The following is a 21,162-nucleotide window of genomic DNA, read 5'->3' on the forward strand; positions in this document are numbered from 1 at the left end:
AGCGTCGCGGCCGTCACCGACTGAGGAGCCGCCCGTTGGGCCGCTTGGGCTAGAGTGATCAGGCTCACCCCTGTACAAGGAGCCCGCCATGCAACCGCTCATCAGCCTGACCGCCCTACTCCTGCTCAGCACCAGCCTGACCAGCCTGACCAGCCTGGCCGCCGACCGCAGCCTGGTCACCGAACGCATGAAGGAGCGCATGCAGCAGCATATCCAGATGATGGATAGCAACGGCGACGGCCAGATTTCCCATGACGAGTACCTGGCCAACGCCGAGAAGCAGTTCAAGCGCATGGACCGCGATGGCGACGGCCAGATCAGCCCGGAAGAAAGGGCTCAACTGCACGAACAGATGATGCAGCACCGCGGCGAACACACGCCCTGAGCGATCCCGCCCGCACCCGCCGCGCCTGGCTCGGGAAAACGCCCAGGCCGCCGCAGCCACGACCGGCGCCAACCAGCGCCTGAATGCGCTGGCCGAGCAGCTGAGCCGGTTGAGCCGGTTGAGCCGGTTGAGCGGCCAGTTCCGGGGGTAAGCGCAAAGGGCGGCGACGGGTAACCCGCTGTAGGTTGGCGTTGAGCGTAGCGATACCCAACAAGCGCCAGGTCGGGCAGTGCAGCGCTATGTGCAGGGTGCCGGAAAGATGGGTATCGCTTCGCTCAACCCATCCTACGGGCTACACCATCTCCAGCGCCTGCTTAGCGTCCGGCGGCGGGTAGGCCGCATCGATCAGCGCCAGGTCCTCGGCAGTCAGGATCAGCCGCGCCGCCGCCGCGTTCAGGCGCAGATGCATCGGCTCGGCCGCCTTGGGGATCGCCAGCACGCCGCCCTCGCGCAAGGCCCAGGCCAGCGCCACCTGCGCCGGCGTGACCCGATGGCGCAGGGCGACCTCGATCAGCGCCGGATGGTGCAGCAGCCGCCCGCCCTGGCCGACCGGGCAGTAGGCCATTAGCGGCATGCCCCGGTCACGCTGCCAGGGCAACAGGTCGTACTCGATGCCACGCGCCTCCGGGTTGTACAGCACCTGGTTGGTGGCACAGGCTGGCTCGCCCAGTTCGTGCAGGTCATCGAGATCGAAATTGGACACGCCCCAGCGGCGGATCTTGCCCTGCTCGCGCAGGCGCTCGAAGGCCTCCACGGTTTCCGCCAGCGGGTAGGCGCCGCGCCAGTGCAATAAATAGAGGTCGATCTGCTCGGTGCCCAGGCGCCGCAGGCTGCGCTCGCAGGCCTGCGGCACACCCGCGCGGCTGGCGTTGTACGGGTAGACCTTGCTGACCAGAAACACCTGGTCGCGGCGACCGCGGATGGCCTCGCCGACCAGCGCCTCCGCGCCGCCCTCACCGTACATCTCGGCGCAGTCGATCAGGCTCAGGCCCAGTTCGATGCCCAGTTGCAGCGCCGCCACTTCGCGTTTGCGCGCGCCCGGGTCCTCGCCCATCCGCCAGGTGCCCTGGCCGATCACCGGCACCTGGGTGCCGGCCAATTCCATCGTGCGCATAACCTTACCTCGTCGGTCACGCCCCTGAATCAACATCATCCCAGGGGTCGTAACTACCGAAACTCCACAGATGTCCCTCCGGATCGCGGCAGCTGAAGCCGCGGCCGCCGTAGTCCTCGTCCTGGATGTCGATGACGATTTCCGCACCGCCGGCCTTGACCCGGGCACACAGCTCATCGACCCGCTCGACCACCACATAGAGGCTCTGGGTATTGCCGCCGACCTGCTGCGGCTGACGCATCAGCCGGCCACATTCCGACTGTTCGTCGACCGAACCGAGCATCAGCATGCCGTTGCCGCAGCAGAGCTGCGCATGGGCGATACCGCCTTGGCCGTCGGGCACCACCAGATGCTCGGTGAACCCGAAGGTACGGCCCAGCCAGGCGATGGCGGCCGGCGCATCGCGGTAACGCAGGCAGGGGATCAGGTTGGTACGGGTATTTTTGGCGAAATTGGACATGTTCAAGCACCTCTCTCGGCCGTATCCGACACTTCAGCGTAGCCAAGGCCCTGCCACTGCAGCAGGCAGAAGCCATGGCCAAAGGGATCGGCGAATACCGCGATGCGGCCCCAGGCCTCGCTGCGGATGCCCTGCTCACGGCGCGCCCCGGCCGCTTCGGCGCGGGTGCAGGCGACCTCCAGGTCGTCGACCACGAAATCCAGATGCAACGGCGTCCAGTGCCGTCGGTAATCGCGCTGCGCACCGGCGCAGGCTTGGCTGCCGGCCGCCTGCTGGAGCAGATAGAGCGGCGCCGGACCGCCGAGCAGCTCGGCCACGCTGCCGGCGAATAGCCGGCGGCTCAGGCGCAGGCCGAGGGCACGGGTGTAGAAGTCGATCGCCGCGTCGAGATCCGGCACGTCGAGGTTGAGGAGAAATTGCATAGACGCCCCTCTCTGGCCTGGAGCCCGGCGGCTAGCTCGCGAGTTCGTAGGAGCGAATTTATTCGCGAAGGGACGCAGCGTGGAGCTGCTCTTGTTCGCGGATAAATCCGCTCCTACAAAGGTGAACGCCGGGCACCCTTCACGTCCGGCCAAGCCGCCCTAGATCCGTAGGGTGGGTTAGCCGTAGGCGTAACCCACCAACCCTGCAGGACACCGGAGTCCTGGGCGGCAGAGCCGGTGGGTTACGCCGCTGCGCGGCTAGCCCAGCCTACAACAGCGGGGAGCCGGGAGCGTGAGGGGTTTCCCCTCACCCCAACCCTCTCCCAAGGGAGAGGGGGAACAGAACCGACTCAGCGCCGCGCGGAATCCAGCAGCATCAGCAGCGACACCGGCTGCTCGCTCTCCGGGTGCAGCGGCTCCTGCAGCCATTGCAGGCGCCAGCCGGTCTCGCTCAGCAGCACCAGCCAGGACTCCAGGGTGCGGAAGAACCAGGGCATCGGCTCGCGGAAGTTGTCGCCGAAGCCGGCGAAGGTCTCGACCCGCCAGCCGTCCTGGTAACCCGCCGCGCCGCGGGCGCTCCACGGATGCAGGGTCTGGATCAGCAGCGAACCGCCGGGCGCCAGCAGCCCGTGCAGGGCATCGAGGATCGGCGCCAGCGGCTCCTCCAGCAGGGCGAAGTTGCACACCAGCAACTCGAACTGGCCGAGCAGATCGGCCTGGCTTTCCAGCTCGGCATAACCGCAGACCCGGTATTGTGCCGCCCCGGCCGCGCGAGCGACCTCGATCAGCGGCGCCGAAGCATCGACGCCGACCGACTCGATGCCGTGCGCCGCCAGCCCGCGGCACAACCAGCCCTCGCCGCAACCGATGTCGAGCACGCGCTTCGGTGCACAGGCCAGCACCGCTTGCAGAATCGCCGCATCGGTGACCAGGCGGCGGCTCTCGATGCGCCGTTCGCGCACCGCGGCGGTCCAGGCATCGGCATTGGCCTGCCAGCTGCGCTTGAGCTGTTCGCGATGATCGTGCTGCATAGGCTACTCGTTGCTGAGCTCGGGAGACGGCGCATTCCAGCGTCCGCCGCGGCGGACCACAATACGACCTTCTACCGAGTCTAGGCCAGCTTGCGGCCTGAATGCCCGTATTCGCCGGGCGGGCGGTGATGGCAAAAGGCTGCACTTTTGCCCCGTCACGCCCGCGAAGGCTGAGGCCCAGCGCGCGCCCTGAGAACCTGTTTCGGATCTCGCGAGCTAGAGTCAAACAAGGCAAAAACGGCTGAGGAAGCGGAGTTTACGAGTTGTAAATGAGCATTCCGAAGCCGTTTTTAACGCCGTTTGGCCGACGCGCAGCAGATCCGAGACAGGTTCTGAGGGGCTGTGCAGGTCCCAAGGGGGGGATTCCAACGCGCCGCTTAAGAATCTCGTGGTCGACTTCGCGGAGACTCTTAAGAAGCTCTAAGCTCTAAGCAAAAGCCAGCAACGCATAGCCAGGGCCACTGACAAATGGGCGCACTATGGCAATCCGATGCACAAGAGACGGCTCAGGCGACGAGCAGTCTTCCAGAGCTTTCTGCCCCCAAAACCAAGCGCCACTCGGCCCTACGTCGCTATGTCTGGCTCGCGCTGCTGGTGACCCTCATCGGCGTGGCCCTGGCGCTGACCGATGAACTACGCACCGCCGAGCTGCAATCGCGCGAGATCAGTGGCTATGCAGCCCGCCTCGACTACCGCCTGGGCGACGGCCCCAGCCCGTCCATCGACTTTCCCGCCGCCGGGCCGTTCGACCGCCGCCTCGGCTACGCCGGCCTGCCGGAGATGCTCAAGCGCCTGGAACAGCGCGATTATCTGATTCTCCAGCAGGCGCGCTTCTCGCCGGCGCTGCTGGATTACAGCCAGCGCGGCTTCTTCGTCCCTTACCACGAGAAAACCCAGACCGGCCTGAGCATCACCGAGTGCCGTGGCCTGCCCCTGTACGGCTTTCACTATCCGCAGCAGTTCTACCCGAGCTTCGCCAGCATCCCGCCGCTGGTAGTGAGCAGCCTGTTGTTCATCGAAAACCGCGAGCTGCTGGACGAGCAGCAACCGCTGGCCAACCCGGCGGTGGACTGGCCGCGCTTCGCCCTGGCGGCCTGGACCCAAGTCGGCAAGCACATCGGCATCGGCGGCCAGTCCGCCGGCGGTAGCACCCTGGCCACCCAGCTGGAGAAATTCCGCCACTCGCCCGAGGGGCGCACCGGCTCGGCCGCCGAGAAGCTGCGGCAGATGGCCTCCGCCAGCGTGCGCGCTTACCGGAATGGGCCGCAGACCCTGGCGGCGCGCCAGGAGGTCATCCGCGACTACCTCAACAGCGTGCCGTTGTCCGCCGCCGCCGGGCACGGCGAGATCCACGGCATGGCCGACGGCCTGCGCATCTGGTACGGCACCGACTTCGCGCGGGTGAACAGCATCCTCGCCGACGACCAATTGCCCGGCGCCAACCTGGCCGCCCGCGGTCTGGCGCTGCGCCAGGTGCTGTCACTGATAATCGCCCAGCGTCGCCCCTCCTATTACCTGGCCCGCGGTCGCGACGAACTGAACCAGTTGACCGACAGCCACCTACGGGTGCTGACCAACGGTGGGGTGATCGACCCGGAACTGCGCGACGCCGCACTAGCCAGCAAACTGCAGTTCCGCGACCTGCAGCAGAACCCGGCGTTGCAGGCCAATGAAACCAACAAAGGCATCAGCGTCGCCCGCAGCCGCCTGTCCGCCATGCTCAACCAGCCATTCTACGACCTCGACCGCCTCGATCTGGCCGCCACCACCCCGCTCAATGGCGAACTGCAGCAGCAGGTCAGCATCTATCTGCGCAGACTCGCCGACCCGGCCTTCGCCGAGCAGATCGGCCTGTATGGCGAGCGCCTGCTATCGCCAGAGAAGACCGCCGAGGTGAACTACAGCTTCACCCTGTTCGAGCGCACCGCCGACGGCTCACGCGTGCGCGTGCAGACCGACAACACCGACCAGCCCTTCGACATCAACGAGGGCAGCAAGCTGGAACTCGGTTCCACCGCCAAGCTGCGGGTGCTCACCACCTATCTGCAGATGGTCACCGAGCTGCACCAACGCTTCGCCGGACAAACCCCGGAAGAGTTGCGCAAGGTCGAGGTTCCCGTACCGGATAACCTGACCCGCTGGGCCGTCGACTACCTGATCGACGCCAAGGATCGCAGCCTGACGGTGATGCTCGAGGCCGCCCTGGAACGCAAATACTCGGCCAGCCCCTACGAGGGCTTCTTCACCGGCGGCGGCATGCACACCTTCGCCAACTTCCGCAGAGAGGACAACGGCCGCCGGCCGACCCTGCGCGAAGCCCTGCAGGAATCGATCAACCTGCCGTTCATCCGCCTGCTGCGCGACCTGGTGCGCTACAGCACCTACCAGGGGCCGAACAACAGCGCCGAACTGCTCAAAAACGACCGCAACCCGCGGCGCCTGGAATACCTCGCGCGCTTCGCCGACCGCGAAGGCACGACGTTCCTCCTGCGTTTCTGGCGCAAATACCAGGGCAAGAGCGCCGCCGAGCGCCTCGACACCTTCCTCGATGGCCTGCGCCCGACCGCCACGCGCCTGGCCGCGGTACACCGCTACCTGATGCCGAGCGTCGACGAGCAGACCTTCGGCGCCTTCATCAACGCCCATCTGCAGAAAGATAAGATCGACGCCGAACGCATCCACGAGCTGTATGTGAAATACGGCCCCGGCGCCTTCGACCTGCCGGACCAGGGCTACATCGCCCGCGTCCACCCGTTGGAACTGTGGCTGCTCGGCTACCTGCTGGAGAACCCGCAGGCCAGTTTCAAGGATGCCGTCACCGCCAGCGAGTACGAGCGTCAGGAGGTCTACGGCTGGCTGTTCAAGAGCCGCCACAAGAGTGCCCGCGACAGCCGCATCCGCACCATGCTCGAAGTCGAGGCGTTCCTCGACATCCATAGCCGCTGGCAGCAGGTCGGCTATCCCTTCGAGCACCTAGTGCCGTCGCTGGCCACCGCCATCGGTAGCTCCGGCGACCGCCCGGCGGCGCTGGCCGAGCTGATGGGCATCATCCAGAACGACGGCGTGCGCCTGCCCACCGTGCGCATCGACAGCCTGCACTTCGCCGCCAGCACACCCTACGAGACCCGTCTGGGCATCGACCCGGACCGCGGTGAGCGGGTCCTGCCGGTGGAAGTCGCCGCCGCCCTGCGCAACGCCGTCACCAGCGTGGTGGAAGGCGGCACCGCGCGGCGTCTGGCCGGCAGCTTCCAGCTCGCCGACGGCACGCCGCTGACGGTCGGCGGCAAGACCGGCACCGGCGACAACCGCATCGAATCCGTCACCCGCAGCGGCTGGGTGAAGAGTTCAAAGGCCATGAACCGCACCGCCACCTTCGTCTTCTATCTCGGCGAGAACCACTTCGGCACCCTCACCGCCTTCGTCCCCGGCCAGGCGGCAGAAGGCTTCCGCTTCACCTCGGCGCTGCCGGTGCAAGTGCTCAAGGGCATGGCGCCGATTCTCCAGCCCTATCTGCAGCCGGGTAGCAACACCCAGTGTCTGGCGCCGAATCCGGGCATGCAGGTCAGCCATAGGTGAATGCGCTGGGTCAAGGGCACCAGGCAGTGCGCCCTCGCGGCAGGCTGCTGCTGGCGCGCCGAGGCCATCCGGTGTCCACCGACGCGCAGCAGTTCGTGACTGCCTGCTAAGGCATGTTGCCGATGATTCGCCGGATCTCCTGCTCGGAGAACCCGCGCAGCGTCTGCGTCCGCACATTGCCGAGCGAGCCGGCTTTCAGTAACAGGGTGGTTGCGGCCTCATCGGCCCCTTCGACAACCAGCACCAAGTCGTAATTGCCGACGGTCCAGTAGGCGGCCTTGACCGTGATGCCGAGTCCCTCTGCCATTGCCTTGAAGGCTTGGAAACGCTCCGGTGAGTCTTTGACCGTGCGAATGCCCTGGTCGGTGAAGTTCGCTAGCGTGATGAAGGTTGCCATGGTGGCACTCCTGTTCAGGTTGCGTGATGGCGGTCACCGAGTCGGCAGCTAGTGCATGGGAGAAGGCCGCCATTCTTCCAAAGTCGCAAGTCCGCCCCCTCCATTTGCCTGTTTCTACCACCTAACACTCGAGTCGCTGCAACGCCTTATTGGCCGCCCTAGGCGCCCCCGCCGAACTCAGCGCCGCCCGGCTTGGTGGCCGTGACTATGAGGACCGGCATCGCGAAAGCGACCCTGCCGTCGGCCGGCGCGAACGCTCGGAGCGCCTGCCCGGCCTCCTGCTGCAGCCGCTCGAACTGCGCCTCGTCGAGCAGGCCGCCGAGGGTCCAGACGCACGCCCGCTCGGTGGAGATCAAGGCCTCGATCGAGGCGAAACGAACCGTCCCCTCATGCCGCATGACCTGCGCCTCGGCGATGCCCGCCGCGCTGCACAGCGCCAGCAACAGCTGCGCATCACCGAGCAGGAATGGCGCGCGGAACGCGCCCGCCACGCGTTCGCCGAACAGCCGTTGCAGTAGCTCGGCGAGCGCGGCGTAGCCGGGCGAATGCTCGAGCGCGTCGCACACGGCGACAGCCAGTCGTCCGCCCGGCCGCAGCACGCGCAGCATTTCCCGTAGGGCGGCAGACCGGTCCTCGAAGAACATGAGGCCAAACTGGCTGACCACCGCATCGAAGCTTTCGTCCGGGAAAGGCAGCGACTCGGCCCGGCCGACCCGCCACTCGACCCGCGCGCTCTTGCTGCGAGCTACGGCGAGCATCTCCTCGTTGGGGTCGAGGCCCACCACCGCCCCTCCGGGGCCGACGCTCTCGGCCGCGGCACAGGCCAGCACCCCCGTGCCGCAAGCCACATCGAGCACGCGCTCGCCCGTTCCTATGCCGGCCTCGGCTGCGACCCGCCGCCCCCACTGCTGAAACAGCGCCGGGACGAAGAACTCCTCATACACCTCGGCGGGGGAACGGTTGGTTCGCCCGCTTGCACTCTTGCTCATTCGGAACCTCCTTCGCCGCCCGACCGCCCGCTGCAGCGGCGCCAGATCGTCACCCGCCAGGTTGACTGCGTTGCGCAGCAGCAAGTCGTGCATTGCTCGACCAGCGCCGGCGCAGCCGCCAGAACCATGCCGGGTAACCGGGGACGAAGGTCTCCGGGAAGACGATCAGTTGCTCACCCGCAGCGGCCGCCTCGGCAACTGCGGCGACGACGTTGGCGAGCGTTTGCCCGCAGTCCATGAAGGCCGGCGGCTGTTGAATCACGGCCACGCGTCCCATTCCTCACCTCCGCGCTGGCAGGTTTGGAGACATTCATCCGTCCGACAATCTCCTCTGGGAAGGCATAGCAGCCCCCTGCGCCTGCCGCATGACCGCTGATCCACTGAGGCAAAAAAACCGGCCCGGCAGCCGCGGGTGGAGACCGGCGCCGCCCTATCGGGCCTATACTTTTTCGCGCCGATAGGCTCGAGGCAGAGGCTCAGGCCTTATCGAAACGGCTGGCGCGGCAGCGACAGCCACTCCCCCGTCACCAGCAAGGAGACCGAACATGGCAATCCGCATTGGCGACGAAGCGCCGGATTTCACCGCCGAAAGCACCGAAGGCACCATCCGCTTTCACGACTGGATCGGCGATAAATGGGCGATTCTGTTCTCCCATCCGAAGGATTTCACCCCGGTCTGCACCACCGAACTCGGCTACATGGCCAAACTCAAGCCGGAATTCGACAAGCGCAACACCAAAATCATCGGCCTCAGCATCGACCCGGTCAGCGACCACCGGGCCTGGGTCGGTGACATTCAGGAAACCCAGGGCCACGCGATCAACTATCCGCTGATCGGCGATGCCGACCTGCTGGTGGCGAAGCTCTACGACATGATTCACCCGAACGCCAGCGGCGGGCCGCGCACCGCCGTGGACAACGCCACGGTGCGCTCGGTGTTCCTCATCGGCCCGGACAAAAAGATCAAGGCGATGCTGGTCTATCCGATGAGCGCCGGGCGCAACTTCGACGAGGTCTTGCGCCTGCTCGACTCCCTGCAGTTGAACGCCAAGCACACCGTCGCCACCCCGGTGAACTGGAAGCCGGGCGAGGACGTGATCATCCCCACCTCGGTGTCCGACGAGGAGGCCAAGAAGAAATATCCGCAAGGCTTCAAGACGTTGAAACCCTATCTGCGCGTGGTGGCGCAGCCGAAGTAACCCGCGCCAGGGACGGTGGGTTACGCCTACGGCTAACCCACCCTTGCGGCTGTAGGAGCGAATTCATTCGCGATGCGGACAGCACGGAGCCGCCGGCTTTCGCGGATGAATCCGCTCCTACAAAAAACCGGGGCAAAAAAAACCAGGGGGCCGGTCGAAGCCCATCGGCTCGCGGGACAGAGCCCCCGGCGGGAAGCGTCTGACACACCTCCTCCCAGGCCGTTGGCGGCGGCGCGACCACACCGCAGCTACGGTTGACCGTCCAGGTCGCGTGAAAGCGCCGCTACTTCAACCCCGCCACTCCCGCCACGATCAGGGCGACTGAGAGCAACTTGGTCGCGGTCAGCGCCTCGCCGAGCAACAGCACACCCAGCAGCACGGTGCCCAGGGTGCCGATGGCGGTCCAGATCGGGTAGGCGACGCTCACCGGCAGTTCGCGCATGGCCAGAGTCAGGAAGTAGATGCCGACGACTGCCGCCACCACCACCAGCAGGCTGGGCAGCGGGCGGCTGAAGCCGTCGGCGTATTTCATGCTCATGGCGAACAGCACCTCGAAAACGGCCGCCAGCAGCAGGAATAGCCAGGCCATGGCGCACCTCCTCAGAAGCTCGCGGCCAATTCGCCCAGGGCCCGTTCAGCCGTCGCGTAGGACGCCTCGAAGGCTTGCCCGCCGTACTCGTCGCTCTCCACGGCAACCACCGTCACATCCTCGATGCCGAGGAAGCCCAGCACCGTACGCAGATAGGGGTCGGCGTGGTTGCGCGCGGCATTGATCGCACCCGGCCCGTAGCCGTGATCGCCGCGGGTAGTGACGATCAACGCTTTTTTGCCGAGCAGGCGCGGCGTATAGGGGCTGCGGGGGTTTTCCGGATCGAAGTCGAAGGTGCGACCGATGCGCACGATCTGATCGACCCAGGCCTTCACTCCGCTGGGCACGCTGAAGTTGTACATGGGCGTGGCGATCACCAGACGGTCGGCGGCGAACAGTTCGTCCACCAGCGTTTCGCTGAGAGCCAGGTCGGCCAGCATCACCTCGTCGCGCTGTTCCTGGGGCTGGAAGGCCGCGGCGATCCAACTCTCGTTGATTGGTGCAATGGCCACCCGGCCGACCTCGCGGCGCAGCACCGCGCGCTCACGGTCCTGGGTCTGCCAGGCCAGCAGGAAGGACTCCAGCAGACGCCGGGAATGGGATCGTTCGCCTCGCGGACTGCCTTGTATGGCAAGAATCTGGCTCATCTCAAGCTCCTCTTTCCACGTGATTCGACAAGCGTTTCGTTTGGATGAAACTCAGGAGCTAAGCTATTGCCAGCCACAACAGCGGACAAATGAGGATTAGTTCACCAAGGTGAATTCAACTCATCCATGGAGTTAGGGTGCGCTCTCAATTATTTCCCCGTTGCGCCGGAGCCTGCTTTTGCGCAGAGCCAGGCATGAGGAGTGAGGTTTGGTTATTCCAAATGAACGACGAATAACGCAGCGCTGCGCAAAAACAGGCCCGGCCCTTCGGGTTGCGCCTGCAAGCGGGAAAATAATTGAGAGCGCACCCTAGATGTTCGCCAACCTACCGCTCAACGCCCTGCGCACCTTCGAGTCCGCCGCGCGCCTGTCCAGCTTCAAGGCGGCGGCGGCGGAACTGGCGGTCACCCCTACCGCCGTCTCGCACCAGATCCGCAGCCTGGAAAGCTGGCTCGGCGTACCGCTGTTCGAACGCCTGCCACGCAGCGTGCGCCTGACCGCCTGCGGCCAGCGGTTGTTCGACAGCCTGCACGGCGCCTTGCTGGACGTGACCCAGACCCTCGACCAGTTGCGCCCGCAACGCAGCGCCGGCAGCCTGACGCTGTCCACCACCCCGGCCTTCGCCGCGCTGTGGCTGATCCCGCGGCTCGGCCGCTTCTACGCCGAATACCCGGACATCAACCTGCGCCTGGATGCCAGCACGGTGCTGGTCGACCTGCAGCAGGACGCCAGCGTCGATCTGGCGATCCGCTACGGCGTCGGCCAGTACCCGACCCTGCACAGCCAGTGCCTGCTCAACGAGCGCTTCGCGGTCTATGGCGCGCCGACGCTGGTGGCCGGCCTCGGCGACGAACTGCCGACCCTGATCACCCTGCGCTGGCGCAGTTCGGGCCTGTATGCCTTGGGCTGGCAGGCCTGGTGCGCGGCGGCCGGCGCCGAGCATTGGTTGGTCGAGGCGCCGCAGCGCGAGTACGACGAGGAGCACTATGCGCTGCAGGCGGCGATCGCCGGCCAGGGCCTGGTGCTGGCCAGTTCGATCCTGGTGTCGGAGAGCATCGCCAGTGGCCTGCTGGTGCAATATCGGCCGGAGATCAACGTGCTCGGCGCCGGTTATTCGACCCTCTGCGTGCCGGGGCGGGAACGCCATCCGCCGGTGAAGGCCTTCCTCGCCTGGCTCGGTCGCGAGGTGGGATGAATCTGTGGCGGGCGACCTATTCGTAGGATGGGTTGAGCCTGCGATACCCATCGATCCGCAACGGCGGGTATCGCTGCGCTCAACCCACCCTACGCGAGCCTCCGACCAAAAACCGGGGCAAAAAAAACCGGCCCAGGGGGCCGGTTGAAGCACATCGGGTCGCGGGGGGAGAGTCCCGGAACCAGGCATGAAGGACCTCGTTCCAGGCCGTCAGCCGCGGTGCGACCACGCCGCGGCGACGGTTGAAGCACAGGAGCTCAGATATGGGCGTCCTGGTATTCCTTTTCCGCCTCATCGAAGCGCTTGAGCATGGTCGCCGACGGGCCCTGGCCGATCAGGCTGAACACCAGGATGGCGATGCTGGAGAAGATGAAGCCGGGGATGATCTCGTACAGGCCGAGCCAGCCGAACTGCTTCCACACGATCACGGTGACCGCACCGGTGATCAGGCCGGCCAGGGCGCCATTGCGGGTCATGCCCTTCCACACCAGCGAGATCAGCACGATCGGGCCGAAAGCGGCGCCGAAGCCGGCCCAGGCGTAGGACACCAGGCCGAGCACGCGGTTTTCCGGGTTGGCGGCGATGCCGATGGCCACCAGTGCGACCAGCAGGACCATGGCCCGGCCGATCCACACCAGCTCGGTCTGGCCGGCGTCCTTGCGCAGGAAGGATTTGTAGAAGTCCTCAGTCAGCGCACTGGAACACACCAGCAGCTGGCAGCTCAGGGTGCTCATGATCGCGGCAAGGATGGCGGACAGCAGGATGCCGGCGATCCACGGGTTGAACAGGATCTTGGCCAGTTCGATGAACACCCGCTCGGGGTTCTCGCCCACCGCGCCAGCCTGATCCGGATGCGCGGAGAAGTAGGCGATGCCGAAGAAGCCCACGGCCACGGCGCCGGCCAGGCAGAGGATCATCCAGGTCATGGAGATGCGCCGCGCGGCCGGGATGGCCTTCACCGACTCGGCGGCCATGAAGCGCGCGAGGATGTGCGGCTGGCCGAAGTAGCCCAGGCCCCAGGCCATCAGCGAGATCACGCCGACGAAGCTGGCACCCTTGAGCATGTCGAGGTTGGCGGCGTCCTTCAGCTCGATGGCGGCGAGGGTCGGATCGACGCCGCCGGTGGCGAGCAGCACGATGACCGGGGTGAGGATCAGGGCGAAGATCATCAGCGTGGCCTGCACGGTGTCGGTCCAGCTCACCGCCAGGAAGCCGCCGATGAAGGTGTAGGCGATGGTCGCCGCGGCGCCGGCCCACAGCGCGGTCCCGTAGGACAGGCCGAAGGTGCTCTCGAACAGGCGCGCGCCGGCGACGATGCCGGAGGCGCAGTAGATGGTGAAGAACACCAGGATCACCACGGCGGCGAGGATGCGCAGGATCTTGCTGTTGTCCTCGAAGCGATTGGTGAAGTAGTCCGGCAGGGTCAGGGCGTTGCCGTTGTGCTCGGTCTGCACGCGCAGGCGGCCGGCGACGAACAGCCAGTTGAGGTAGGCGCCGACGATCAGGCCGATGGCGATCCAGCTTTCGGAAATACCGGCGAGGAAGATCGCGCCGGGCAAGCCCATCAGCAGCCAGCCGCTCATGTCGGAGGCGCCGGCGGACAGCGCGGTGACGAAGGCACCGAGGCTGCGGCCACCGAGGATGTAGTCGGAAAGGTTCTTGGTCCGCAGGTAGGCGTACAGGCCGATTAGAACCATCGCGGCGATGTACACCACGAAGGTGATCAGCATGGGGGTGCTGGCTGTCATGGGGGGATTACCCTCTCGAGTTGTTGTTATTGCGCCGCGACGGATAGTCCGCGGCATGTGTTGGCGTAAATGCCCGCTTGTGGCGGACCGACTTCCTTCCCCGCTCGCAGGGGAAGTTTCAGGAAGGGCGAAACCGCCACCCTCTCCCTAGCCCTCTCCCATAAATGGGAGAGGGGACAAAAAGCGTCGATCTGGCCGCTTTTGTAGGGTGGGTTAGCCGCGTAGCGGCGTAACCCACCGGCGTCCAGCAAAGCTGGTGGGTTACGCCTACGGCTAACCCACCCTACGAATCGGATACCAATCAGTCAGACCCCGATGCAATCCGGGCTACAGACTACCAACCGACACCCAGCAGTCAGGCCATGTACGCCCCTCTCCCACTTGTGGGAGAGGGGCCGGGGGGAACGGGAAAACCGGCAGCACCGCCCTCTCCCGCCAGGTCCTTCCAACTTTGCAGCGCTCACTTGCGTAGCTCGGATGCAACCCGGGCTACTACTTACGACTCCGCGTCGCCCAGGGACAGCAACGAGGCGTTGCCACCGACCGCGGTGGTGTTCACCGAGGTGCTGCGTTCGTTGACAAAACGCAACAGGTAGCTCGGCCCGCCGGCCTTCGGCCCGGTGCCGGACAGGCCGCAGCCGCCGAACGGCTGGACGCCGACCACCGCGCCGATCTGGTTGCGGTTGACATAGAGGTTGCCGACCCGCGCCAGCGCCTCGATGCGCCGCGCGGTTTCCTCGTTGCGGCTGTGCACGCCGAGGGTCAGGCCGTAACCGGTGGCGTTGATCGCCGCGACCACCTGCTCCAGCTCGCTGGCCTGGAAGCGCACAAGGTGCAGCACCGGGCCGAAGTTTTCCTTCTTCAACTCGTGAATGCCGGCGATCTCGAACGCCACCGGGGCGACGAAGTGGCCGTCCAGACCGGCCGGCAGCTCGGCTTCGGCAATCAGCTTGCCCGCGCCTTTCAGCTGCTGGATATGCGCCAGCAGGCCAGCGCGGGCTTCGGCGTCGATCACCGGGCCGACGTCGCTTTCACGCAGGTGGGTCGGGCCGATCTTCAACTCGGCCATGGCGCCCTTGATCAGGTCGATGACCCGCTCGGCGATGTCCGCCTGCACGTACAGCACGCGCAGCGCCGAGCAGCGCTGGCCGGCGCTGGTGAAGGCCGACTGCACGGCGTCCTTGACCACCTGCTCGGGCAGCGCGGTGGAGTCGACGATCATGGCGTTCTGGCCACCGGTCTCGGCGATCAGCGCGGCGATCGGGCCGTCTTTCTCGGCCAGCTGACGGTTGATGACCCGCGCGGTGTCGGTGGAGCCGGTGAAGCACACCCCGGCCAGGCGCGCGTCGCGGCAGAACACGCCGCCGAGGGTGGCGCCGTCGCCGGGCAGAAAGGCGATCACGTCCTGCGGCAGGCCGGCTTCGAACAGCAGTTCCAGGGCGCGCGCGGCGATCAGGCTGGTCTGCTCGGCCGGCTTGGCCAATACGCAGTTGCCGGCCACCAGCGCGGCGCTGATCTGCCCGAGGTAGATGGCCAGCGGGAAGTTCCACGGGCTGACGCAGGCGAAGATGCCGCGGCCTTCGTGGAACAGCTCGTTGCGCTCGCCGGTCGGCCCCTGCAGCTCCTCGCGGCCGAGGCGCAGGCGCGCCTGCTGGGCGTAGTAGCGGCAGAAGTCGACCGCCTCGCGCACTTCGTCGATGCCATCCTGCAGGCTCTTGCCGGCTTCCAGGGTGCACAGCGCCATCAGCTCGGCACGGTGGCTTTCCAGCAGGTCGGCCAGACGGTCGAGGATCGCCGCGCGCGCATCCACCGGGGTGGCATTCCAGCGCGGCCAGGCGGCGCTCAGCGCCTCCATGGCCTGTTTGGCCTGGGCGGCACTGGCGAACTGCGCGGTGCCGACCAACCGGCTCAGCTCATAAGGGCAGCGTACTTCTTGCGCGGTGCCAGGCAGGGTCTGCCCATTGATCACCGGCGCGGCTTGCCATTGACGATTGAGGTGCGGCTGGTAGGCGCGCTCCAGTTCGGTCCACTGGGTCTGGATGTTCATGTTGAGGCCTTGGGAGTTTTGCCGCGCCGCGCCGAACAGCTCTGCCGGGAGCACGATCTTGTCATTAGCGAGGGTTGTGAACTTGCGCAGTTGCGTCGCCGGATGATCGATCAGGGACGCCACCGGCACGCTGGGGTCGACCAGCTGGTGGACGAACGACGAGTTGGCGCCGTTCTCCAGCAGGCGGCGGACCAGATAGGGCAGCAGGTCCTTGTGCGCGCCGACCGGGGCGTAGATGCGCACGTTCTTGCGGTGTTGCTCGAGGATGGTGTCGTACAACGCATCGCCCATGCCGTGCAGGCGCTGGAACTCGAAATTGCGCTCCTCACCGGTGCGGCCCTTGGCCTCGGCGGCCATGGCCAGGATGCAGCTGACGGTGTGGGCGTTGTGGCTGGCGAACTGCGGGTAGATCACCCCGCGGGTGAACTCCGAGAGCAGGTAGCGCGCGCAGGCCAGGTAGGAGGTGTCGGTGCCTTCCTTGCGGGTGAACACCGGGTAGCCGTCCAGGCCCCACTGCTGGCACTGCTTGATCTCGCTGTCCCAGTAGGCGCCCTTGACCAGGCGCAGCGGCATCTTGGCGCCGAGCTCCTTGCCCAGCAGGGTCAGCCACACCAGCACCGGCAGGCAGCGCTTGGAATAGGCCTGCACCACCAGGCCGAACTCGCCCCAGCCGGCGATGGCCGGGTCGCGCATGAGCTTCTCGTACAGCTCCAGCGACAGCTCCAGGCGGTCGGCTTCCTCGGCGTCGACGGAGATGCCGACATCCAGCTTGCGCGCGCGGATCGCCAGCTCGCGGACGTTGGCGAACAGCTCGGTGAGCACGCGCTCGCGCTGCGCCACTTCGTAGCGCGGGTGCAGGGCGGACAGCTTGATCGAGATCGACGGGCGCGGGCCGGGGCCGACCTGCGGCTCGGCGCCGACGGTGTCGATGGCCTTGCGGTAGTCGGCCATGTACTTCTCGGCGTCAGCGGCGGTCAGCGCCGCCTCGCCGAGCATGTCGAAGGAATAGGTGTAGCCCTGCTCGCGCTGCGGGCGGCCATTCTTCAGCGCTTCGCTGATGGTGCGGCCGAGCACGAACTGCTTGCCCATCAGCTTCATCGCCTGGTTCATGGCGGCGCGGATCACCGGCTCGCCGGAACGCTGGAGCAGCTTGCCGAGCACGTTCTTCGGCCGGCCGTCGGCGGTTTCCGGATCGACCACCTTGCCAGTCATCACCAGGCCCCAGGCGGCGAAGTTGACCAGCACGTTGTCGCTCTTGCCGAGGTGGCGCTCCCACTCGGCGGCGGAGAGCTTGTCGCGGATCAGCGCGTCGGCGGTGGCGGCGTCCGGCACGCGCAGCAAAGCCTCGGCCAGGCACATGAGCATCAGCCCTTCCTGGGTGTCGAGGCTGTACTGACGAAGAAGGGCGTCGAGGGTATCGACGGCGTTGTCCCGGCTACGGACGTCTTCGATCAGGGTCCGGGCCTCTTGGCGGATAGCCTCGATGCCAGTATTACCAGGGTCGGCGAGCTGCAGGAGCTCTTGGAGATAGGCGGCCTCGTCAACGTTGTAGTTGGCGCTGATCTGGGGGAAGAAATCGGCTGCCTTTTGGGACGAGATCCGGGTAAGGAAATCGGCCTGCAAGACGTGACTGGCTTTGAACATCACGCCCATCCTCTTGTGGAGTCTGCTGTTATGGGTCTAGCGCAGTAAATCAGGCCAGACCAATAACACTTCGGCCTAAGCAGACTCACCGCGAGAGTGAATGGCGGAATTTAGTGGCAGAGTGGTGACAGCTTCTTGCGAAAGGCTCTGGAGTTTTTGCCAAATCCTCCGATGCACGGAACTTTCGCCCATGGCTGTACCGGCTGGCTTGTGCAGCGGCAGAGTGGAGCAAGGGCCCGCCTAGGGTCTGTTGACGTTTCGTCGCGAACCGCGTTGCCGCGCCAAATGGCGCCAGGCTAGGCGCGGGACGCAGGGACGCAGGGACGCAGGGACGCAGGGACGCAGGGACGCAGGGACGCAGGGAATGGTCGTTCCCTTGCCAAGTCCCGCAACGACGCATGGCGCCATTTGCCGCGCAACCCGCAGGGACGGGCCTGTTTTTGCGCGGCGCGTCGTTGCTCGACACTCATTTGGAACGACCAAACTTCGCGTCTCGCGCCTAGCCCGCGCAAAAACAGGCTCCGTCGCGGCCGTGACGAAACGTCAACAGACCCTAGCGGCTCAGCACCTTGTCCTCATGCAGCACCAGGGGCTGCGCGAGCCAGGCCTCCAGCGCCTCGGGCGCCAGCGGCCGACTGATCAGCTCGCCCTGCACCGTGTCGCATTGCCAACGCTCGAGCAGGCGCAGGCTGCGCTCAAGCTCGACACCCTCGGCCACCACCTTGAGGCCGAGGCTGTGGCTCATCTCGATGGTCGAGCGGACGATCACCGCATCCTCGCTGGTCGCGTCGAGATTGCGCACGAACGACTGATCGATTTTCAGCTCCTGCACCGGCATGCGCTTGAGCTGAGCCAGGGAGGAGTAACCGGTGCCGAAGTCGTCCACCGACAGACAGATGCCCAGACTGCGCAGGCTGCCCAGCACTTTCAGCGCCTGCTCCGGGCTCTGCATCACCGCGCTCTCGGTGACCTCGAAGAGCAGCTGGTCGGCCGGGATGGCGTACTGCACCAGCAGGTCGCGCACCCTGTCGGCCAGGTCGTGGCTGCGCAGATCGTCGCTGGAGATGTTCAGCGACACCTGCAGGAACAAGCCGCGCGCGGCCCAGTCCCTGAGCTGACGCAGCGTTTCCTCGATGACCCAGGCGGTCAGCAGTTGGATGCTGCCGGTGCGCTCGGCCAGCGGAATGAACTCGCCGGGCGCGACCATGCCCAGCTGGGCATGCCGCCAGCGCAGCAGCGCCTCGACGCGCTGCACCCGACCGCTGCGCAGGTCCAGCTTCGGCTGGTAATGCAGCAGCAACTCGCCGCGCCGCGGCGCATGCAGCAGGTCGCGGATCAGGGTGATCTGCCGCTGCTGGTCAGCCTCGCGACCCTGCTGGTAGATCTGCAGGCGGCCGGGCAACTGACCGGCATCGCGCATGGCGATGCCGGCGCGACGCAGCAGGTTTTCCGCGGTGTCACCGTCGGCCGGGTAGCCGGCGATGCCGAAACGGCAGTCGATCGGAACCTCCTGGCTGCCGATGCGCAACGGCTTGAGCAGCAGTTGTTGCAGCTGATCTGCCACCGCCACCGCGCCTTCGTTATTGCAGCTTTCCAGCAGGATGAGGAACTCGGCGGCCACCAGCCGGGCCAGGCTGTCGCCGGGGCGCAGGGTCGCCTGCAGGCGCCGGCCGATCTGTTGCAGGGCTTGATCGCCGCCGCCCGGGCCCAGGGTTTCGTTCACCGTGCGGAAATTGTCGACGCCCACGTAGAGCAGCGCCATCGGCCGGGCCGCGGTGATCGAGCTGCCCAGCCGCTCGAGCGCCAGGGTGCGGTTGGGCAGCCCGGTGAGCGGATCGTGCAGGGCATTGTGGGCGAGTTGGCGTTCGCGCTCGGCAATGTCGCCGCGCATCAGGTTGAAGGCCTTGGCCAGGCTGCCGAGCTCGTCGCCGCGGTGCAGCTCCAGCGCCGTCTGGTAATCCCCCTCGCCGATGCGCGCCGCCGCCGTGGCCAGCTGGCGCACCGGTTGCGACACGCTGCGCGCCAACAGCAGCGCACCGGCCAGCGACCCCAGCAAGGCGCACACGGCAATGAACAGGATGTCCTTGTCCAGCGACTTGAAGGCCGCCTGGGCCTGATCCAGCGACTTGTGCAAGAGCACCCGCACCTGATAGTCGGGGCCGCTGGCCAGCAGCAACTGGCGTCCCAGATAGTGCTGCCCGGCCACCGTGAGCCGTTGCTCCTCGGCCGCGGGCAGCTTGTGGAACCCGCCCTGCAACTGCCGCGCCGCCGCATCCGGCAGCGTGCTCAGCCAGATATCCGCCTGGCCTTTCTGCGCCGCCACCAGGCTCATTTCCAGGTGGGTCAGCGCCCGCATCTCCTTGGCGAAGGCATCGTTCAGGCGAAAGCCCATGACTACCCGCGCAACAGGCAGCGGTGTTCTGACCGGGGCCTCCACCAGCAGGTAGATCGCCTCGTCCATGGGCAGCAGGAGGCTCTGCGCGCCGCTGTGCCGACGCCGCTGCAGCAGCTCGGCTAGCCGTTCAGCGTTGGCATGCTCGGTGGTGGCGACCTGCAGGCGGCCATCCAACCCCAGCAGCATCACCGTTTCGGCCTTGATCCGCGCCCCGGAGTTGGCCAGCGCGGAACGGATGGTCGGTTTATCGCCGCTGGCCACCGCGTCCTTGAAGCCGAAGTCCGCCGCCAATACCTGCACCGCATCGTGCAGCTGGCGGCCACGCAGCTCCAGCAAGCGCTCGAACACCCGCACGCCGACGCCCAGCTCTTCGCTGGCCTGCCCGTGCACGGCAGCGACAGTGGCGCCCTTGACCGCCACATACAGCGCGCCGAACACCACCAGCAGCAGCAAGATGAGGACGCTGGCGATGCGCGCTTCGAAACTATTTCTCAGTTTCATGCGCCGACTCCCCATGCTCCTCGTCATGGTCCTCGCCATGCTCGTACTCGTATTCCTCGGGCTCATGGGGTTGCTTGGCCGCCGGCGCTTGCAGGCTGAGGGCCAAGCGCTGCTGCAGGCCGGCGGCCGGAACCTGCAAGTCCCCCACCGTCACCGGCAGCAGATTGGCCACCTGCGGATGCCAGAGGCTGACCCGATAGCGGCCGGGCGGCAGATTGAGCCTGAGCCGGCCACCCGCGTCGCTGACTGCGTACCAGGGATCGTCGGTGACATAGACATAACCCAGCATCCAGTCGTGGATATTGCAGCCCAGCACCACCACGCCGGGCTTGTCGAACACCACCGGCTGGCTGGGAGTGCCTTTATAGAGCCGCAGCTCGAAATGCTTGGCCGGCGAGAAGGAGTACACCTGATGGCGGATGTTGTCGCTGTTGGGAAAGCTCACCGGTGTGCCGGTGCGGACCGCCAGCACATAGGGGGCGAACTGCTTGTCGCGCTGGTCCATCACGTCTTGGTCGGCAGGCGGTCCGGCGACTGTTTCGCTCTGCAGGGTCAGCACGGCATTGGCCAGCGGCTGGCCCTGGCCATCCACCAGTTCGGCCTGCAGGCTGGCGGCCTGCAGGCTGCCCGAGGCCAGGAACAGGACGCCCAACAGGCGCCGCAGAAGCTTCACGATACCGAGCATACCGACTCCCTGCGCGCTGCACGGGACGGCCGTCCGCCGAACACCGCCCTAGTTGAAAATCCCGATTTTCAACAGCTTAGACGAGCTGGCCGGAAGAGCATGGGCAATCGTCGGAATACCGTCAGCGCCTGGGCAAGC

At 66.4% G+C, this 21,162-nt stretch carries 17 protein-coding genes; 4 read left to right on the top strand and 13 right to left on the bottom strand.

Features of this window, described 5'->3' with window-relative positions; genetic code table 11:
• Positions 1-88 precede the first annotated feature (88 nt).
• The gene (locus tag D3880_RS16650; protein ID WP_119894544.1) at positions 89-385 is read left to right on the top strand and encodes an EF-hand domain-containing protein; all 297 of its coding nucleotides are present in this window, start codon (positions 89-91) and stop codon (positions 383-385) included.
• A 292-nt stretch (positions 386-677) separates the two neighbouring features.
• Here D3880_RS16650 and D3880_RS16655 read toward each other — a convergent pair whose 3' ends face one another.
• The 4 genes from D3880_RS16655 to D3880_RS16670 form a co-directional block, all read right to left on the bottom strand.
• Entirely contained in the window at positions 678-1,499 is an 822-nt protein-coding gene (locus tag D3880_RS16655; RefSeq protein ID WP_119894545.1) for an aldo/keto reductase, read from the bottom strand.
• A gap of 16 nt (positions 1,500-1,515) precedes the next feature.
• Complete coding sequence (locus tag D3880_RS16660; RefSeq protein ID WP_119894546.1) at positions 1,516-1,959, bottom strand: VOC family protein; 444 nt, start codon at positions 1,957-1,959, stop codon at positions 1,516-1,518.
• A 2-nt stretch (positions 1,960-1,961) separates the two neighbouring features.
• A complete protein-coding gene (locus D3880_RS16665; RefSeq protein WP_119894547.1) occupies positions 1,962-2,381 on the bottom strand; it encodes a VOC family protein in 420 nt (139 codons plus the stop codon).
• Positions 2,382-2,731: 350 nt separating this feature from the next.
• Positions 2,732-3,412, bottom strand: a complete 681-nt coding sequence (locus D3880_RS16670; RefSeq protein ID WP_119894548.1) for a class I SAM-dependent methyltransferase — start codon at positions 3,410-3,412, stop codon at positions 2,732-2,734.
• Between the two features lie 468 nt (positions 3,413-3,880).
• Between D3880_RS16670 and D3880_RS16675 the strand changes: the two genes are divergently transcribed.
• Positions 3,881-6,988, top strand: coding sequence for a transglycosylase domain-containing protein (locus tag D3880_RS16675; protein WP_119894549.1), 3,108 nt, complete (start codon positions 3,881-3,883; stop codon positions 6,986-6,988).
• A 106-nt stretch (positions 6,989-7,094) separates the two neighbouring features.
• Here the strand turns inward: D3880_RS16675 and D3880_RS16680 are convergent, their stop codons facing one another.
• From D3880_RS16680 to D3880_RS16690, 3 genes are all read right to left on the bottom strand, one after another.
• A complete protein-coding gene (locus D3880_RS16680) occupies positions 7,095-7,385 on the bottom strand; it encodes a GYD domain-containing protein (protein ID WP_119894550.1) in 291 nt (96 codons plus the stop codon).
• A gap of 158 nt (positions 7,386-7,543) precedes the next feature.
• Positions 7,544-8,374 carry a methyltransferase domain-containing protein gene (locus D3880_RS16685; RefSeq protein WP_119894551.1) on the bottom strand — a complete coding sequence of 277 codons (831 nt, stop codon included), beginning with the start codon at positions 8,372-8,374 and terminating at the stop codon, positions 7,544-7,546.
• A gap of 49 nt (positions 8,375-8,423) precedes the next feature.
• Positions 8,424-8,642, bottom strand: a complete 219-nt coding sequence (locus D3880_RS16690) for a nitrilase-related carbon-nitrogen hydrolase (RefSeq protein WP_162935014.1) — start codon at positions 8,640-8,642, stop codon at positions 8,424-8,426.
• 277 nt (positions 8,643-8,919) lie between these two features.
• Here D3880_RS16690 and D3880_RS16695 point away from each other — a divergent pair, with 277 nt between their 5' ends.
• Entirely contained in the window at positions 8,920-9,573 is a 654-nt protein-coding gene (locus D3880_RS16695) for a peroxiredoxin (protein ID WP_119894553.1), read from the top strand.
• 283 nt (positions 9,574-9,856) lie between these two features.
• Here the strand turns inward: D3880_RS16695 and D3880_RS16700 are convergent, their stop codons facing one another.
• A complete protein-coding gene (locus D3880_RS16700; RefSeq protein WP_119894554.1) occupies positions 9,857-10,162 on the bottom strand; it encodes a DMT family transporter in 306 nt (101 codons plus the stop codon).
• 11 nt (positions 10,163-10,173) lie between these two features.
• Positions 10,174-10,809 carry an FMN-dependent NADH-azoreductase gene (locus tag D3880_RS16705; RefSeq protein ID WP_119894555.1) on the bottom strand — a complete coding sequence of 212 codons (636 nt, stop codon included), beginning with the start codon at positions 10,807-10,809 and terminating at the stop codon, positions 10,174-10,176.
• 313 nt (positions 10,810-11,122) lie between these two features.
• On the opposite strand from D3880_RS16705, the gene D3880_RS16710 reads away from it, so the two are divergent.
• A complete protein-coding gene (locus tag D3880_RS16710; protein WP_119894556.1) occupies positions 11,123-12,004 on the top strand; it encodes a LysR substrate-binding domain-containing protein in 882 nt (293 codons plus the stop codon).
• Positions 12,005-12,261: 257 nt separating this feature from the next.
• Here D3880_RS16710 and putP read toward each other — a convergent pair whose 3' ends face one another.
• The 4 genes from putP to D3880_RS16730 all read right to left on the bottom strand — a co-directional run bounded on the left by putP (position 12,262) and on the right by D3880_RS16730 (position 21,024).
• Positions 12,262-13,752, bottom strand: a complete 1,491-nt coding sequence (putP, locus tag D3880_RS16715; protein ID WP_119894557.1) for a sodium/proline symporter PutP — start codon at positions 13,750-13,752, stop codon at positions 12,262-12,264.
• Positions 13,753-14,248: 496 nt separating this feature from the next.
• Entirely contained in the window at positions 14,249-17,443 is a 3,195-nt protein-coding gene (putA, locus tag D3880_RS16720) for a bifunctional proline dehydrogenase/L-glutamate gamma-semialdehyde dehydrogenase PutA (protein WP_119894558.1), read from the bottom strand.
• 553 nt (positions 17,444-17,996) lie between these two features.
• On the bottom strand, positions 17,997-20,339 hold the full coding sequence (locus D3880_RS16725; protein ID WP_119894559.1) for a putative bifunctional diguanylate cyclase/phosphodiesterase: 2,343 nt from the start codon (positions 20,337-20,339) through the stop codon (positions 17,997-17,999).
• The gene (locus tag D3880_RS16730; protein ID WP_238474366.1) at positions 20,323-21,024 is read right to left on the bottom strand and encodes a methylamine utilization protein; all 702 of its coding nucleotides are present in this window, start codon (positions 21,022-21,024) and stop codon (positions 20,323-20,325) included. The genes D3880_RS16725 and D3880_RS16730 overlap by 17 nt, the downstream gene beginning before the upstream one ends.
• Positions 21,025-21,162: the final 138 nt, after the last annotated feature.

The sequence above is a fragment of the Pseudomonas cavernae genome, from assembly GCF_003595175.1.
Taxonomy (GTDB): domain Bacteria; phylum Pseudomonadota; class Gammaproteobacteria; order Pseudomonadales; family Pseudomonadaceae; genus Aquipseudomonas; species Aquipseudomonas cavernae.

Excerpts from the sequence above, each read along its gene's own strand:
- D3880_RS16665 (WP_119894547.1), bottom strand. The coding sequence starts at position 2,381 with ATGCAATTTCTCCTCAACCTCGACGTGCCGGATCTCGACGCGGCGATC.
- D3880_RS16670 (WP_119894548.1), bottom strand. The coding sequence starts at position 3,412 with ATGCAGCACGATCATCGCGAACAGCTCAAGCGCAGCTGGCAGGCCAAT.
- D3880_RS16685 (WP_119894551.1), bottom strand. The coding sequence starts at position 8,374 with ATGAGCAAGAGTGCAAGCGGGCGAACCAACCGTTCCCCCGCCGAGGTG.
- D3880_RS16730 (WP_238474366.1), bottom strand. The coding sequence starts at position 21,024 with ATGCTCGGTATCGTGAAGCTTCTGCGGCGCCTGTTGGGCGTCCTGTTC.
- D3880_RS16700 (WP_119894554.1), bottom strand. The coding sequence starts at position 10,162 with ATGGCCTGGCTATTCCTGCTGCTGGCGGCCGTTTTCGAGGTGCTGTTC.
- D3880_RS16650 (WP_119894544.1), top strand. The coding sequence starts at position 89 with ATGCAACCGCTCATCAGCCTGACCGCCCTACTCCTGCTCAGCACCAGC.
- D3880_RS16660 (WP_119894546.1), bottom strand. The coding sequence starts at position 1,959 with ATGTCCAATTTCGCCAAAAATACCCGTACCAACCTGATCCCCTGCCTG.
- D3880_RS16675 (WP_119894549.1), top strand. The coding sequence starts at position 3,881 with ATGGGCGCACTATGGCAATCCGATGCACAAGAGACGGCTCAGGCGACG.
- D3880_RS16695 (WP_119894553.1), top strand. The coding sequence starts at position 8,920 with ATGGCAATCCGCATTGGCGACGAAGCGCCGGATTTCACCGCCGAAAGC.
- D3880_RS16655 (WP_119894545.1), bottom strand. The coding sequence starts at position 1,499 with ATGCGCACGATGGAATTGGCCGGCACCCAGGTGCCGGTGATCGGCCAG.
- D3880_RS16710 (WP_119894556.1), top strand. The coding sequence starts at position 11,123 with ATGTTCGCCAACCTACCGCTCAACGCCCTGCGCACCTTCGAGTCCGCC.
- putP (WP_119894557.1), bottom strand. The coding sequence starts at position 13,752 with ATGACAGCCAGCACCCCCATGCTGATCACCTTCGTGGTGTACATCGCC.
- D3880_RS16705 (WP_119894555.1), bottom strand. The coding sequence starts at position 10,809 with ATGAGCCAGATTCTTGCCATACAAGGCAGTCCGCGAGGCGAACGATCC.
- putA (WP_119894558.1), bottom strand. The coding sequence starts at position 17,443 with ATGTTCAAAGCCAGTCACGTCTTGCAGGCCGATTTCCTTACCCGGATC.
- D3880_RS16725 (WP_119894559.1), bottom strand. The coding sequence starts at position 20,339 with ATGAAACTGAGAAATAGTTTCGAAGCGCGCATCGCCAGCGTCCTCATC.
- D3880_RS16680 (WP_119894550.1), bottom strand. The coding sequence starts at position 7,385 with ATGGCAACCTTCATCACGCTAGCGAACTTCACCGACCAGGGCATTCGC.